Annotated in this window: 12 protein-coding genes and 1 pseudogene; 11 read left to right on the forward strand and 2 right to left on the reverse strand. The window is 64.5% G+C overall.

The window, feature by feature from the left end; all coding sequences use genetic code 11:
* The first annotated feature begins 4 nt into the window (after nt 1-4).
* From RFM52_RS21655 to RFM52_RS21665, 3 genes are all read left to right on the forward strand, one after another.
* A complete protein-coding gene (locus tag RFM52_RS21655; protein ID WP_320296923.1) occupies nt 5-1,147 on the forward strand; it encodes a Gfo/Idh/MocA family protein in 1,143 nt (380 codons plus the stop codon).
* 111 nt (nt 1,148-1,258) lie between these two features.
* Complete coding sequence (mgrA, locus tag RFM52_RS21660) at nt 1,259-2,305, forward strand: L-glyceraldehyde 3-phosphate reductase (protein ID WP_320296922.1); 1,047 nt, start codon at nt 1,259-1,261, stop codon at nt 2,303-2,305.
* A gap of 148 nt (nt 2,306-2,453) precedes the next feature.
* Entirely contained in the window at nt 2,454-2,858 is a 405-nt protein-coding gene (locus tag RFM52_RS21665; protein ID WP_320296921.1) for a Fur family transcriptional regulator, read from the forward strand.
* 101 nt (nt 2,859-2,959) lie between these two features.
* Here the strand turns inward: RFM52_RS21665 and polA are convergent, their stop codons facing one another.
* Nucleotides 2,960-5,914 (reverse strand): DNA polymerase I, encoded by a 2,955-nt coding sequence (gene polA, locus RFM52_RS21670; protein WP_320296920.1) that lies wholly within the window; start codon nt 5,912-5,914, stop codon nt 2,960-2,962.
* A gap of 525 nt (nt 5,915-6,439) precedes the next feature.
* On the opposite strand from polA, the gene RFM52_RS21675 reads away from it, so the two are divergent.
* The 8 genes and pseudogenes from RFM52_RS21675 (at nt 6,440) to RFM52_RS21710 (ending at nt 13,106) form a co-directional block, all read left to right on the forward strand.
* Nucleotides 6,440-7,825, forward strand: coding sequence for a M20/M25/M40 family metallo-hydrolase (locus tag RFM52_RS21675; protein ID WP_320296919.1), 1,386 nt, complete (start codon nt 6,440-6,442; stop codon nt 7,823-7,825).
* A 123-nt stretch (nt 7,826-7,948) separates the two neighbouring features.
* Entirely contained in the window at nt 7,949-8,572 is a 624-nt protein-coding gene (locus RFM52_RS21680; protein ID WP_320296918.1) for a ribonuclease D, read from the forward strand.
* 66 nt (nt 8,573-8,638) lie between these two features.
* Complete coding sequence (locus RFM52_RS21685; RefSeq protein ID WP_320296917.1) at nt 8,639-8,845, forward strand: hypothetical protein; 207 nt, start codon at nt 8,639-8,641, stop codon at nt 8,843-8,845.
* Nucleotides 8,846-8,953: 108 nt separating this feature from the next.
* Nucleotides 8,954-9,208 (forward strand): GlsB/YeaQ/YmgE family stress response membrane protein, encoded by a 255-nt coding sequence (locus RFM52_RS21690; protein ID WP_320296916.1) that lies wholly within the window; start codon nt 8,954-8,956, stop codon nt 9,206-9,208.
* Nucleotides 9,209-9,314: 106 nt separating this feature from the next.
* The gene (locus RFM52_RS21695; RefSeq protein WP_320296915.1) at nt 9,315-9,461 is read left to right on the forward strand and encodes a hypothetical protein; all 147 of its coding nucleotides are present in this window, start codon (nt 9,315-9,317) and stop codon (nt 9,459-9,461) included.
* Between the two features lie 76 nt (nt 9,462-9,537).
* Nucleotides 9,538-9,741: pseudogene (locus RFM52_RS21700) on the forward strand (SGNH hydrolase domain-containing protein); the annotation flags it as partial.
* 192 nt (nt 9,742-9,933) lie between these two features.
* On the forward strand, nt 9,934-12,204 hold the full coding sequence (locus RFM52_RS21705; RefSeq protein ID WP_320296914.1) for a transglycosylase domain-containing protein: 2,271 nt from the start codon (nt 9,934-9,936) through the stop codon (nt 12,202-12,204).
* 152 nt (nt 12,205-12,356) lie between these two features.
* Nucleotides 12,357-13,106, forward strand: coding sequence for an SDR family NAD(P)-dependent oxidoreductase (locus RFM52_RS21710; RefSeq protein ID WP_320296913.1), 750 nt, complete (start codon nt 12,357-12,359; stop codon nt 13,104-13,106).
* A gap of 10 nt (nt 13,107-13,116) precedes the next feature.
* Here the strand turns inward: RFM52_RS21710 and RFM52_RS21715 are convergent, their stop codons facing one another.
* A complete protein-coding gene (locus RFM52_RS21715; protein WP_320296912.1) occupies nt 13,117-14,034 on the reverse strand; it encodes a zinc-binding dehydrogenase in 918 nt (305 codons plus the stop codon).
* Nucleotides 14,035-14,093 lie beyond the last annotated feature (59 nt).

Genomic DNA, 14,093 nt, shown 5'->3' on the forward strand with positions numbered 1-14,093 from the left:
CGAAATGGCAGAGAAACTTGGCGTCGGCGTCATCGGCTGCGGCAACATATCGAAGGCGTATTTCTCGCTGTCGCCGCTGTTCCACGGCATCAAGATGCGCGCCTGCGCGGATATCAACATGGATGCCGCGAAAGCGCGGGCAAAGGAGTTCAAGCTGCGCGCCGAGACGGTCGACGACCTGCTCAAGGACGACGAGATCGACATCATCGTCAACCTGACGATCCCGGCCGTGCACTATGAAGTGTCGAAAGCGGTGCTCGACGCCGGCAAGCATGTCTATTCGGAAAAGCCGTTCGTGCTGTCGATCGAGGAAGGGCTCGATCTCAAGAAACAGGCCGAGAAGAAAGGCCTGCGCATCGGTTCGGCCCCGGATACGTTCCTCGGCGGCGCGCACCAGCTGGTGCGCGATCTCATCGACAGCGGCAAGCTCGGCGCGATCACCAGCGGCACCTGCCATGTGATGGGCCATGGCATGGAGCACTGGCACCCCAACCCGGACTTCTTCTTCCAGCCGGGCGCCGGTCCGGTGCTGGACATCGGGCCGTATTATGTCACCAACCTGATCCAGCTGATCGGGCCGGTGAAGCAGGTGGCGGCTTTCGCGACGACACCAGCGAAGGAACGGACGATCTCGTCGAAACCGCGCGCGGGCGAAAAGATCCCGGTGAACACGCCGACCACCATCCATGCGCTGCTCGAATTCGCCAATGGCGCGGTGATCACGCTCAACACCAGCTGGGACGTCTGGAGCCACGGCCACGCGCCGATGGAGCTCTATGGCGAATTGGGCACCGTCTTCGTGCCGGACCCGAACTTCTTCGGCGGCGAGGTGCGCTTCACCAATGGCACAAAGCCGGTGAAGAAGCTGCCGAAATGGAACCATCCGTTCGGTGTGCCGAACGAGATGCATGGCCAGGGCATGATGGCCAACTACCGCACCGCCGGCCTTGCCGACATGGCGATCGCGATCGCCGAAGGGCGGCCGCATCGCTGCTCGATGGAGCTGGCGCTGCACGCCGTCGATGTGATGACCGGCATCCTGCGTTCCGGCGAAAGCGGCAAATATGTCGCCATGCAGACGAGCTGCGAGCGGCCGGCCGCGCTCGGCGTCAAGGACGCGAAGGCGCTGCTGGCGAAGAAAAAGTAGGTGGCAACCCCTCTCCCCGTTCCGGCGGGGAGAGGGTAATGATGAGGGGCAAGCATCGATTCAATTTATCTGGTGGCGATCTCTGCGCCGCTTGTATCCCGAGGATTCCCCATGCCCTATGTCGCCGCCGAGAACCGCTACGAGAAGATGATCTACAACCGCTGCGGGCGGTCCGGCCTGAAGCTGCCGGTGATCTCGCTCGGGCTGTGGCACAATTTCGGCAACGACACGCCGCACAAGACCAAGCAGGCGCTCGTGCGCAAGGCCTTCGACCTCGGCATCACGCATTTCGACCTCGCCAACAATTACGGCCCGCCTCCCGGCTCGGCGGAAACCGCGTTCGGCGAGATCCTGCGCAGCGATTTCGCAGGCTATCGCGACGAGCTGATCATTTCGACCAAGGCCGGCTACGAGATGTGGGCCGGCCCGTATGGCGAATGGGGCAGCCGCAAGTATGTGCTGGCCAGCCTCGACCAGAGCCTCAAGCGCATGGGGCTCGACTATGTCGACATCTTCTATTCGCACCGTTTCGACCCCGAGACACCGCTCGAGGAAACGATGGGGGCGCTCGACCACGCGGTGCGCTCGGGCAAGGCGCTCTATGCCGGCATCTCGTCCTACAATTCGCAGCGCACGCGCGAGGCGGCCGACATATTGAGGCAGCTCGGCACGCCCTGCCTGATCCACCAGCCGAGCTATTCGATGCTCAACCGCTGGGTTGAGGAAGACGGGCTGCTCGACACGCTGGAGGGGCTCGGCATCGGCTCGATCGTGTTCTCGCCGCTGGCGCAGGGCATGCTGACCGACAAATATCTCGGCGGTATTCCCGATGGCAGCCGTGCATCGCAAGGCAAGTCGCTCAAGCCTGCCTTCATCAACGACAAGTCGATCGCCAACATCAAGGCGCTCAACGCCGTTGCCGGCCGCCGCGGCCAGACGCTGGCGCAGATGGCGCTGGCCTGGGTGCTGCGCAAGGGCCGCGTGACGACGGCGCTGATCGGCGCCAGCCGGCCCGAACAGGTCGAGGATTGCGTCGGCGCGCTCAAGGCGCTCGAGTTCTCCGATGCCGAACTGGCCGAGATCGACACTTACGCGCGCGAGTCCGACATCAACCTGTGGGCGGCTTCTGCCGAACGCAAGGGGCCGCCGCGCAAGTAGCGATTAGCCGGCGAACCATCTGGCCCGGCGCGCACCGGAAGGGATGCGCTGCGGAAACAGTGGCAAAATCACTCGTTCGTCGCTATCTCAGGAGAATTGAAGTCGTCCGCATGCGAGATTTCGCGCGGGCGCCAACTGGGCGAACAAGATGACGGCAAGAGATGCGCTGACCAAGAACCAGCTCTGCGTGCTCGAGAAGCTCGAGGCGTCGAGCGGGCCGCTCAGCGCCTATACACTGCTCGACCAACTGCGCGAGCGCGGTTTTCGCGCGCCATTGCAGGTTTACCGGGCGCTCGACACGCTGGTGAAGTCCGGCTTGGTGCACCGGCTGGAGAGCCTCAATTCCTTCGTCGCCTGCGCCGAGCCGCACGACCACAGCCATTCGATGACGGCCTTTGCCATCTGCGACAATTGCGGCCAGGTGACGGAGATGTCCGACCACGATGTCGACCACCGGCTGGACGAGTGGGTGCGCTCGACGGGATTCGCGGCCAAGAAGGCGGTGATCGAGTTTCGTGGGGTTTGCGCCAAGTGTCGGGCCGAAGCTGCTTAGCTCTATACGACTTAGCCTTTTAATGCCGGCGCGAAGCCCCCCTCTCTGTCCTGCCGGACAGAGAGGGGGGCGACGGATCGCGGCGCCTCTCGGCATGCCGCCTAATGCGCCTCGTCCCAGTTGTTAGCAGCCCGCGCATCGACATGCAGCGGCACCGACATCGAGACAGCCGGCATCGGCGCGTTTTCCATCACGCGGCGCACGACGGGAATCGTCGCCTCGACCTCCGCTTCCACCGTTTCGAAGATCAGCTCGTCATGCACCTGCAACAGCATGCGGGCGGAGAGCTTCGCCTTGTCCAGCGCCTCCTCCATATGCACCATGGCGCGGCGGATGATGTCGGCGGCGGTGCCTTGCAGCCTGGCGTTGATCGAGGCGCGCTCGTTGAAGGCGCGGATCGACGGGTTGGACGACCTTATCTCCGGATAGTGGATGCGGCGGCCGAAGATGGTTTCGACAAAGCCGTGCTCGCGCGCATAGGCCTTGGTTTCCTCGATATAGTCGCGGATGCCCGGGAAGCGCTCGAAATAGCGCTTGATGTAGGCGCTGGCCTCGTCGCGCGGGATCGACAGCTGGTTGGCGAGGCCGAAGGCCGAGATGCCGTAGATGATGCCGAAATTGATCGCCTTGGCGCGCCGGCGCACCTCCGAGGGCATGCCCTCGACCGGCACGTTGAACATTTCGGAGGCAGTGATGGCGTGGATGTCGGCGCCGTCGGCGAAAGCCTGCTTGAGCTGCGGGATCTCGGCGACGTGGGCAAGCACGCGCAATTCGATCTGGCTGTAGTCGGCCGAGACCAGCTTGTGGCCCTTTTCGGCGATGAAGGCGGTCCTGATCTTGCGGCCTTCGGCGGTGCGCACCGGGATGTTCTGCAGATTGGGATCGGAGGACGACAGTCGCCCGGTCGTGGTCGCGGCCAGCGCATAGGAGGTGTGGACGCGGTTGGTGCCGGGGTTGATGAAGCCGGGCAGCGCGTCGGTGTAGGTCGATTTCAGCTTGGTCAGCTGACGCCAGTCGACGATCTTGCGCGGCAGCTCGTGGCCTTCGGCGGCGAGGTCCTCAAGCAGCTGCGCCGAGGTCGACCACTGGCCGGTCTTGGTCTTCGAGCCGCCGGGCAGGCCCATCTTGCCGAACAGGATGTCGCCGAGCTGCTTCGGCGAGCCGATGTTGATGCGCTCGCCGACGATCCCGTAAATTTCCTCCTCGACGCGGGCGGCACCCTGCGCCAGTTCGCCGGACAGCCGCGACAGGATCTGGCGATCGACCGAGATGCCGCGCTGTTCCATCCGGGCAAGCACGGGCACCAGCGGCCTTTCCAGCCGCTCGTAGACGGAAACGAGGCCTTTGGCGGCCAGCCTCGGCTTCAGCAACTGCCACAGCCGCAGCGCCAAGTCGGCCTGCTCGCCGGCATAGGCGGTGGCGCGCTCGATATCGACCTGGTCGAAGCCGATGGCATTCTTGCCCGAGCCGGCAAGTTCCTTCTTGGAGGCCGGCGCGTGGCCAAGCCACTTCTCCGACAGCGAGGCGAGGTCGTGGCCGCCCGAGGTGCCGGCGTCGAGGACGTAGGAGATCAACATCGTGTCGTCGAACGGACCGACCTCGATGCCGTGCCGGCTCATCACGACGATGTCGTATTTCATGTCCTGCACGATCTTGAGGACCGAACGGTCCTCAAGCAGTGGCTTCAACAGCGCCAACGCGTCGCGGACGGGGATCTGGTTCTCCACCATGCCGCCGCCGAGCAGGTCGCCATTGCCGCTCTTGTGGGCGAGCGGCACATAGACGGCGCGGCCGGGCGCGATCGCCATGGAAATGCCGATGAGATCGGCCTGCATCGGGTCGGGCGAAGAGGTCTCGGCATCGAGCGCAAGGATGCCGGCGTCGCGGGCTTCGGCGATCCAGGCCTTGAGCGCCGCCGCATCGCGGATGGCGCCATAGGCCGAGGGATCGATCTTGCGCGCCGTCGCCTGCTCCAGCCGCAGCGCCGAGAGGAGGGATGGGGTGTCGCCCTGCGGCGGCGCGTCCTCGCCCCTTACCGCCGGCTTCGCGGCGCCGTTTGATGAGGCTGCTGCCTGTCTCGGCGGAGCGCCGGCCCCGACATCGGGCCCATGCGCGGCATCGGCGCGCTCGACGGTGACGGCGGAAGCCTGGACGTCGCCGATCTCGGTCGCGGTCGCCTCGGCGACGCGGCGCGTCAGCGTGGTGAACTCCATCGTCTTCAGGAAGCCGATCAGCTTCGGGCCGTCCGGTTCATGCAGGACCAGCTCGTCCAGCCCCTCCTTCATAGGTACGTCGTTCTTCAGCGTCACCAGCTGGCGCGAGATGCGCGCCTTGTCGGCGTTGGCGATGATGGTCTCGCGCCGCTTGTCCTGCTTGATCTCGGAAGCGCGCGCCAGCAGGCCGTCGAGATCGCCGAACTGCTCCAGAAGCTGTGCCGCGGTCTTCGGGCCGATGCCGGGCACGCCCGGCACGTTATCGACCGAGTCGCCGGTCAGCGCCTGCAGGTCAATCATCTTTTCCGGCGGCACGCCCCATTTCTCGATCACTTCGGGGATGCCGATCTGGCGGTCCTTCATCGGGTCGTACATGCCGACCGTCGGGCCGACCAGCTGCATCAGGTCCTTGTCGGAGGAGACGATGGTGGTGTCGGCGCCGACCTCGCAGGCGAGCCGGCAATAGGTGGCGATGATGTCGTCGGCCTCGAAGCCTTCCATCTCGATGCAGGGCAGGTTGAAAGCCACGGTCGCCTGGCGGATCAGCCCGAATTGCGGGATCAGGTCTTCCGGCGGCGCCGAGCGGTTCGCCTTGTATTCAGGGTAGAGATCGCTGCGGAAGGTTTTCGAGGAATAATCGAAGATGACGGCGAAATGCGTCGGCACCACACCTACATTGGTGTTGCGGGCGTCCTGCACCAGCTTCCAAACCATGTTGCAGAAGCCGAGCACGGCATTGGTCGGCAGGCCGTCGGACTTGCGGTTGAGCGGCGGCAGCGCGTGGTAGGCGCGGAAAATGTAGCCGGAGCCGTCGACGAGGAAGAGGTGATCGCCTTTTTTCATGCCGGCAGGGATAGCGCGGCCAGCCTTCGCGGTCCATGCCAAAGGCTGCGGAACCCACCGGTTCGGGCAACACCCCTGACAGATCCTGTCCGCCAAAGCGTGTCGCGCTGAAACGGATTCAGGTGACGTGTTTTGCGTCTTTTTGTTCGTGCATGCCGTTTCCCAAAACCGCTGCACAGTTTTGGGCGACATGCATGGAATTCGCCGCTCACGGGCATGTTACAAAACTGTAATTTTCGTGCCCTTGAATCGCCACGTTCACAGACCCAAATACATCTCATCGGCAGTTTTCGCCGAAGTCCGGAGTAAGGCCCGTCCCCCGCCTATCCCGGGCAACTGCGGCAGCCTATCCCCCCTCTCCGGGCTGCCGCATCGTTTCGAGTAGAGACCGCCGTGGTTCCCCCTCCACCACGGCGGTCTTTTTTTGCCTTTCGGCTGGCCCCTTGCCTCGTTGGTCTAACGATCGCGGCTTTTCGTTTTCGGCGTGGCCCTTTAGGGTCTGCCCAAAATCGAAAGGCAAAAAGCATGTCCAGAATCTCCCCCGTCCTCGACCGTCTCGACCAGAATCTCGACCAGAGCCTGGGGCGGCTGTTCGGCCTGCTCGGCATCAAGTCGATCTCCACCGATCCGGCCTTTGCCGCCGACTGCCGCAAAGGGGCGGAATGGTTGGTCGCCGAGCTCAAGCTGATCGGCTTCGACGCCAGTGTGCGCGACACGCCCGGACATCCGATGGTGGTGGCGCATCACGAGGGACCGGCGGGCGCGCCGCATGTGCTGTTCTACGGCCATTACGACGTGCAGCCGGTCGATCCGATCGAATTGTGGGAAACCGACCCGTTCGCGCCCTCGATCAAGGAGATCGAGCCTGGACGCAAGATAATCACCGGACGAGGCTCGGCCGACGACAAGGGGCAGCTGATGACCTTCGTCGAGGCCTGCCGCGCGTGGAAGCAGGTGCATGGCAATCTGCCGTGCCGCGTCACCATCCTGTTCGAGGGCGAGGAGGAGTCCGGCTCGCCATCGCTGAAGCCGTTCCTGGAAGCCAACGCCGCCGAGCTGAAGGCGGATTTCGCGCTGGTCTGCGACACCAGCATGTGGAACCGCGAGACGCCGTCGATCTGCGTGTCGCTGCGCGGCATGGTCGGCGAGGAGGTCACCGTCAAGGCTGCCAGCCGCGACCTGCATTCGGGCCTCTATGGCGGTCCCGCCGCCAATCCGATCCGCATCCTGGCCAAGGTGCTGGCCGACATCCACGACAAGGACGGCCACGTCACCATCCCGGGCTTCTATGACGGCGTCGAGGAGACGCCTTCGCAGGTGCTGAAATCCTGGGAAGGGCTCGGCGAGACGGCCGAGACCTTCCTCGGACCGGTTGGCCTCTCCATCCCGGCCGGCGAAAAGGGCCGCTCGGTGCTCGAGCTCACCTGGGCGCGGCCGACGGCGGAATTCAACGGCATCATCGGCGGTTATACCGGCAAGGGTTTCAAGACGGTGATCGCGGCGCAAGCCTCGGCGAAGGTGTCGTTCCGGCTCGTCCACAAGCAGGATCCGAAGAAGATCCGCGCCGCCTTCCAGGCCTTCGTGCGCGAGCGCATCCCCGGCGACTGCTCGGTCGAGTTCCACCCGCATGGCGGCTCGCCGGCGATCCAGCTTTCCTACGATTCGCCGTTCCTGACCAAGGCCAAGGACGCGCTGTCGGACGAGTGGGAGAAGCAGGCGGTGACCACGGGCGGCGGCGGCTCGATCCCGGTGGTCGGCGATTTCCAGACCTATCTTGGCATGGAATCGCTTCTGGTCGGCTTCGGCCTCGACGATGACCGCATCCACTCGCCGAACGAGAAATACGAGCTGACCTCCTTCCACAAGGGGCAGCGGTCCTGGGCGCGAATCCTCGATGCGCTGACCCGCTAAACAACAAGTTTTGGTTGATTTTTCACCGGATCGCGGCAAGGACGGGCTTTCTAGTTTTTATGCAGCGTCCTTTGCGCATCCCAAAAGATGCGCGGCGCTGCAGATCGCGATCCGGAGAAGAGAATGACCGCAGACATCCGTTTTCACAAGAACGACCTGCCGGACCTCACCCGCTACAATGTCGGGGCGGTGGCCATCGACACGGAAACGCTGGGCTTGAACCCGCATCGCGACCGGCTCTGCGTGGTGCAGATTTCTCCCGGCGACGGAAGTGCCGACGTCATCCAGATCGCGCCTGGCCAGAAGAAGGCGCCGAACCTCGTCAGCCTGCTCAGGAACCGCGCGATCACCAAGCTGTTCCATTACGGCCGCTTCGACATTGCCGTGCTCTACAATGCCTTCGGCGTCATGGCGGAACCGGTGTTCTGCACCAAGATCGCCTCGCGGCTGACCCGCACCTATACCGACCGCCATGGGCTGAAGGATCTGTGCAACGAATTGCTCGGCATCGGCCTGTCCAAGGCGCAGCAATCCTCGGACTGGGCGGCGGAAACGCTCTCGCCCGAACAGCTCGAATACGCCGCCTCCGACGTGCTCTATCTGCATCGTCTGCGCGAGGTGCTGGCGGCGCGCCTGGCACGCGAAAATCGCACCAGGGAGGCGGACGCCTGCTTCCGTTTCCTGCCGACGCGAGCCAAGCTCGACCTGATGGGCTGGGCCGAGGAAGACATCTTCGCGCACAGCTGACGGAACCCGGAGCTGCGCGGGACGTTTCCGCCAGCCCGATGAGGCGTAGGATTGGGAGGGAGTGAGATGGCAGAACGCAAACCGATCACGAGCGCGCCCAAGGACGGCTCCAAAGTCACGATCATGTGGAAGGACGGCGACGGCGTCGTCAACGAATCCGTCGGGCAATATCGCGACGGCGGCTGGTGGGTCTACACCGACAGCGACACGCAGAAGAAAGTCGATCCGACGAGCTGGCGGCCCGCTTCAGATGACGATGGCGACGACCGGTGATGCGCCCGCTGGCGTGATCAAAGGCTTTCGCATAGCCTGAGACTGTTGATATTGAAGGCCGATTCGGAGCCTTTCTCGGGTCCGGCTGTTCGCTCGGAGGAAATCAGCATGGGCATTGAAAGTCTTCTCGTCTTCATCATCATCGGCGCCATCGCCGGCTGGCTTGCCGGCCTGATCGTCTCGGGCTTCGGCTTCGGCCTGCTCGGCAACATCGTCGTCGGCATCATCGGCGCCTTCATTGCCGGCTGGCTTTTGCCAAGGCTGGGCTTCGCCATTGGCGGCGGCATCCTCGCCTCCATCATCAACGCCACCATTGGCGCAGTTATCCTGTTGGTGCTGGTCAAGGTCCTCAAGCGAGCGTGACGCTCCAACTCTTTGTTTCAACGCAATTCCGGACGGAAAGTCACGGCGAAGTCGTCGAACCTGACCGCTTTGCAAGTTTCCTGGAATTGCCCCGAAGGAGCGCGCCGTGAAGCAGAACATGCTTTATCTGATCATCGGCGCGCTTGTGGTCGTGATCATCGCGCTCGGCATCTATGTCTATCGCGAGCAGACCAGGCCCAAAGGCGTCGAGCTCAAGATCGACGACAAGGGTATTTCGATCCAGCAGAATTGAGCACGGTGGCCGGCCGGGAGAGGCCGGCGCCGTGAGGGGCTAGACCGATCCCGGCAAATGCGTCAATCCGCGCAGCGAGGTCGAACGGGGAAACATCTACGCGCTCGCCGCCCGGTCCGTGCCGGGGGTAGCCGTGGTCGACATGAACGATGCGATATGCGGCAAGGACAGCTGCCCGGCGGTGGTCGGCAACATCGTCGTCTGGCGCGACAACCATCATCTGACGGCGACCTACGCCTTGGCGCTGGCGCCTCGTCTGGCCAAGGCGGCAGGATTTTAGGCGACTTGTCTATCAAAAATGGCGTCCTGCAGACAGCCGACGCGGCCTAGAACGTACCGCGAGGCAGCCGGCTTCAGAAAATCCCAAGGGTTTTCAAAAGGCTGCATAAACCCTGCTTTAACCCGCCTTTAAACCGCCGCATCTAGTCTTCAACCCGAACGCCATCGGCACCGGGGCAGCAAGCAAGAGCGCATGGCGAACCGCAGAGACAGTCGCATCGAACCGAGCTTCGAGGGATCGCCGCGCGCGAAATCCTCCGAAGGCTTTTCGGTCAGCGAGGAGGATCGCGTCGTGCCGGGCAGTCGTAAATCCGCTTCGAAAGGCAAGTCCGCCAAGGCAAAATCGCGCGGCCGCGGACGTGGTCGCGACCGCAATCCGAGCGGGCTGCTCGGCATCGCCACGCGGCTTGTCTATTGGTGCTTCGTGCTCTGCATCTGGGGCGGTATCGCGGTGGCCGGCATCGTCGTCTATTACGGTGCCAAGATGCCGGCGGCGACGACATGGTCGGTCCCGGACCGCGCGCCAAACATCAAGATCGTCTCGGTCGACGGCGCGCTGATCGCCAACCGCGGCGCGTCGGGCGGCGAGGCCGTCGGCCTGCACGAAATGTCGCCCTATATCCCGGAGGCCGTCGTCGCCATCGAGGACCGCCGCTTCTATTCGCATTTCGGCATCGACCCGATCGGCCTGTCGCGCGCCATGGTCACCAATCTCGTCGGCGGGCATTTCTCGCAGGGCGGCTCGACGCTGACACAGCAGCTGGCGAAGAACCTGTTCCTGACGCCGGACCGCACGCTGGAGCGCAAGGTCCAGGAAGTGCTGCTCGCGCTCTGGCTCGAGCACAAGCACAGCAAGGACCAGATCCTCGAAATGTACCTCAACCGGGTCTATTTTGGCTCGGGCGCCTATGGCGTCGAGGCCGCCTCGAGGCGCTATTTCGGCAAGAGCGCGCGCGACGTGACGCTTTCCGAAGCTGCGTTGCTGGCGGGCTTGCTCAAGGCGCCGTCCAAGCTTTCGCCGGCGCGCGACCCGAAGGCGGCCGAGGAGCGGGCGCAGCTCGTGCTCGCGGCGATGCGCGAGACCGGCAAGATCAGCGACAAGGAATACAAGACCGCGCTGAGCGCGCCGGCGACGCGCGCGCCGTCCTACTGGACCGGCTCGGAAAACTATGTCGCCGATACGGTGATGGACGAACTCCCCGATCTCATCGGCGACGTGCGCGGCGACATCGTCATTGACACCACGGTCGACCTCAACCTGCAGAAACTTGCCGAACAGTCGATCCGTCGGCTGGTCGACGAGAGCGGCAAGAAGCTCAATGTCACGCAAGGCGCGCTGGTGTCGATCGACGATTCCGGTGCGGTGCGCGCCATGGTCGGCGGCTATGATTATTCGACCAGCCAGTTCGATCGCGCCTCCGAAGCGCGCCGGCAGCCGGGCTCGGCCTTCAAGCCGTTCGTCTACATGGCGGCGCTGGAAGCCGGCCGCACGCCGGACAGCATCCGCAACGACGCGCCGATCAAGATCGGCAAATGGACGCCCGACAATTACGGCGGCAAATATTACGGCAAGGTGACGCTGGCGACGGCCCTGGCCAAGTCGTTGAACTCGGTCGCCGCACAGCTCACCATGGAGGTCGGACCCGACGCCGTGGTGGAAGCCGCGCACCGCATGGGCATCCAGTCCGACCTGCAGGCCAACACCTCGATCGCGCTCGGCACCTCGGAGGTGACGCCGCTGGAATTGACCTCCGCCTATGTGCCTTTCGCCAATGGCGGCTACAAGCCGGACATCCATTTCATCCAGCGCATCACCACCGCCAACGGCAAGGTGCTCTACGAGGGCAGCACCGGCAGTGCGCCGCGCGTCATCAAGGCCGACATCGTCGGCATGATGAATGCGATGATGACGGGCACGGTCGAGGTCGGCACCGCCAAAAAGGCGGCCTTCAACTGGCCGTCGGCCGGCAAGACCGGCACCAGCCAGAATTCGCGCGACGCCTGGTTCGTCGGCTACACCGCCAATCTCACCACGGGCGTGTGGTTCGGCAATGACGACGGCAGCCCGATGAAGAAGGTTACCGGCGGTGCTCTCCCGGCGCAGGCCTGGCACGAATTCATGGTGGCCGCGCATCAAGGCGTGCCGGTCAGGCCGCTGCCCGGCACCTGGAAGTCGACGCCGTCCGACACGATCGTGCCGGACGAGATCCCGTCGGCGGACGCCTCGCCACCGCCGGCTCCGCCCGCGGCTGTCGGCCAGTCACAGCCTGTAGCCCAGGCGCCTGCGCCCGTCCGCCAGGTGCGGACGGCGAAACCGGCCGAAACCGTCGACGCCGGCGGCTTCGACATGCCGAGCGACAGTGGATCGACCGCCTCGATCAAGCATCCGGTGCCGCCCGGCGATGTCGGCGGACCAAAGAAAAGGCGGCAAACGTCGATCCTGGACATATTGGGCGGCGGTTGAAGCCGTCCGACGGGATCGGCACGGCTCCAGCTTCTTATTCCATCACGAAGCCGAAAACCGGAACCTGCTTTCCGGGATCATGGCTGCGGCGGCAACTCGCCCTCTCGCAATGACTGCCGCCTTCGGCTACATGTCCGGCCGGAGACAAAGCCATGGCCGAGACCGACAGCAGAAAAACCATCGTGCTCACCGGCGCCAGCCGCGGCATCGGTCATGCGACCGTGAAGCGCTTTTCGCGCGAGGGCTGGCGCGTCATCACCTGCTCGCGACAGGCTTTCGCCGAGGACTGCCCGTGGCCGGCCGGCCCCGAGGACCACATCAAGGTGGACCTCGCCGACCAGGAGGATGTCGGCATCGCCGTTTCGGAAATCCGTCACCGGCTGGAGGCGCATGGCGGGCAGCTCAACGCCCTGGTCAACAATGCCGGCATCTCGCCGAAGCTGAAGGACGGCAGCCGGATGAACTCGATCGAGACGCCGATGCATGTCTGGCGCGACGTCTTCCAGGTCAATTTCTTCGCGCCGATCATGCTGGCCAGAGGGCTGTTCAAGGAGCTCGCCGCCGCCAAGGGCTCGATCGTCAACGTCACCTCGATCGCCGGCACCCGCGTGCATCCTTTCGCCGGTACGGCCTATGCGACGTCGAAGGCGGCGCTCGGCTCGCTGACGCGCGAGATGGCGCATGACTTCGGCCCGCACGGCATCCGCGTCAACGCGATCGCGCCGGGCGAAATCGACACCGCGATCCTGTCGCCCGGCACCGACAAGATTGTTGAGACGATCCCGCTAAGACGGCTGGGCGCGACGTCGGAAGTGGCCGATATCATCTACTTCCTGTGCTCCGGCCAGTCGTCCTATGTGACCGGCTCGGAAATCCACATCAATGGCGGCCAGCACGTGTGATTGGCTGACTTCAGGCCATGGCGAGGACCGCCTTGCCGCTGAAACTGCGCTGCCTGAGCGCGCTGAGCGCCTGGGCAATGTCGGTCCATGGCACGATCATGGCCACGCGGGTCTCCAGCCGGCCGGCCGCGACTAAGCCAAGCAGCGTGGCGATGTCGGCGCCGATGGCTGAACCGGACGCGTAATAGGCGAAAGTCTGGAGCCTCGCGCCTTCGTGGCCCGGAACGAACTGCCGGAAGCCGATGGGTGTCAGTTCGCCGCTGCTTGAGCCGAACATGACGATGGTGCCGCCCGGCGCCACGCGCTCGATCGCGTCGGCGAGGCTTTTGCCGCCGACCGATTCGGTGATCAGCGAGAATAGGCCGTCGGTCAGTTCGATCGACTCGACGACCTGCCCGGCGCCCAGATGGCGAAGATCATCGTGGTGCCGGGCCGAGGCGATCGCCGTCACCGAAGCGCCTTGCTCGCGGGCGATCTGGATCTGGAAACGACCGACCGCGCCGCTTGCGCCGGTGACCAGAACCCGCTGGCCCGTGAGGTCGCCGCCATGGCGCAAGGTCCGCAGCGCCGTCGTGCCCGCCACCGGGAGCGTGGCGGCAGAGGCGAAGCTTACGCCCTCCGGCACGACGGCGAGCCGGTCGGCCGGAACGGCGACGCGCTCGGCCCAGCCGGCCTGGTCGACCAAGGCGGCGACGCGCGCGCCAGCGGCCGGGCCGGAGCCGTCGGCGGCCGCGCGTTCCACGATGCCGACGATATCCTGGCCGGGGATCCAGCCGTCGGGACGTATGCCGAGCAGGCGCAGCTCGCCACGGTTCAACGATGTTGCATGAACGGCTACCAATGCTTCATTCCCATTGCAGTGTGGCTCGTCGGCCTCGGTGAGCCTCAGCCTGTCGGGGCTGTCGGAAGAAATAGCGAGAGCGAGCATGGCCCACCTTTGAAATTGGCGCGTTGGAAGCCGCGATCGATTGCGACGATGACAAGTCG

Origin of the sequence: Mesorhizobium humile, assembly GCF_033977215.1 — a bacterium.
GTDB classification, from domain to species: Bacteria; Pseudomonadota; Alphaproteobacteria; order Rhizobiales; family Rhizobiaceae; genus Mesorhizobium; species Mesorhizobium humile.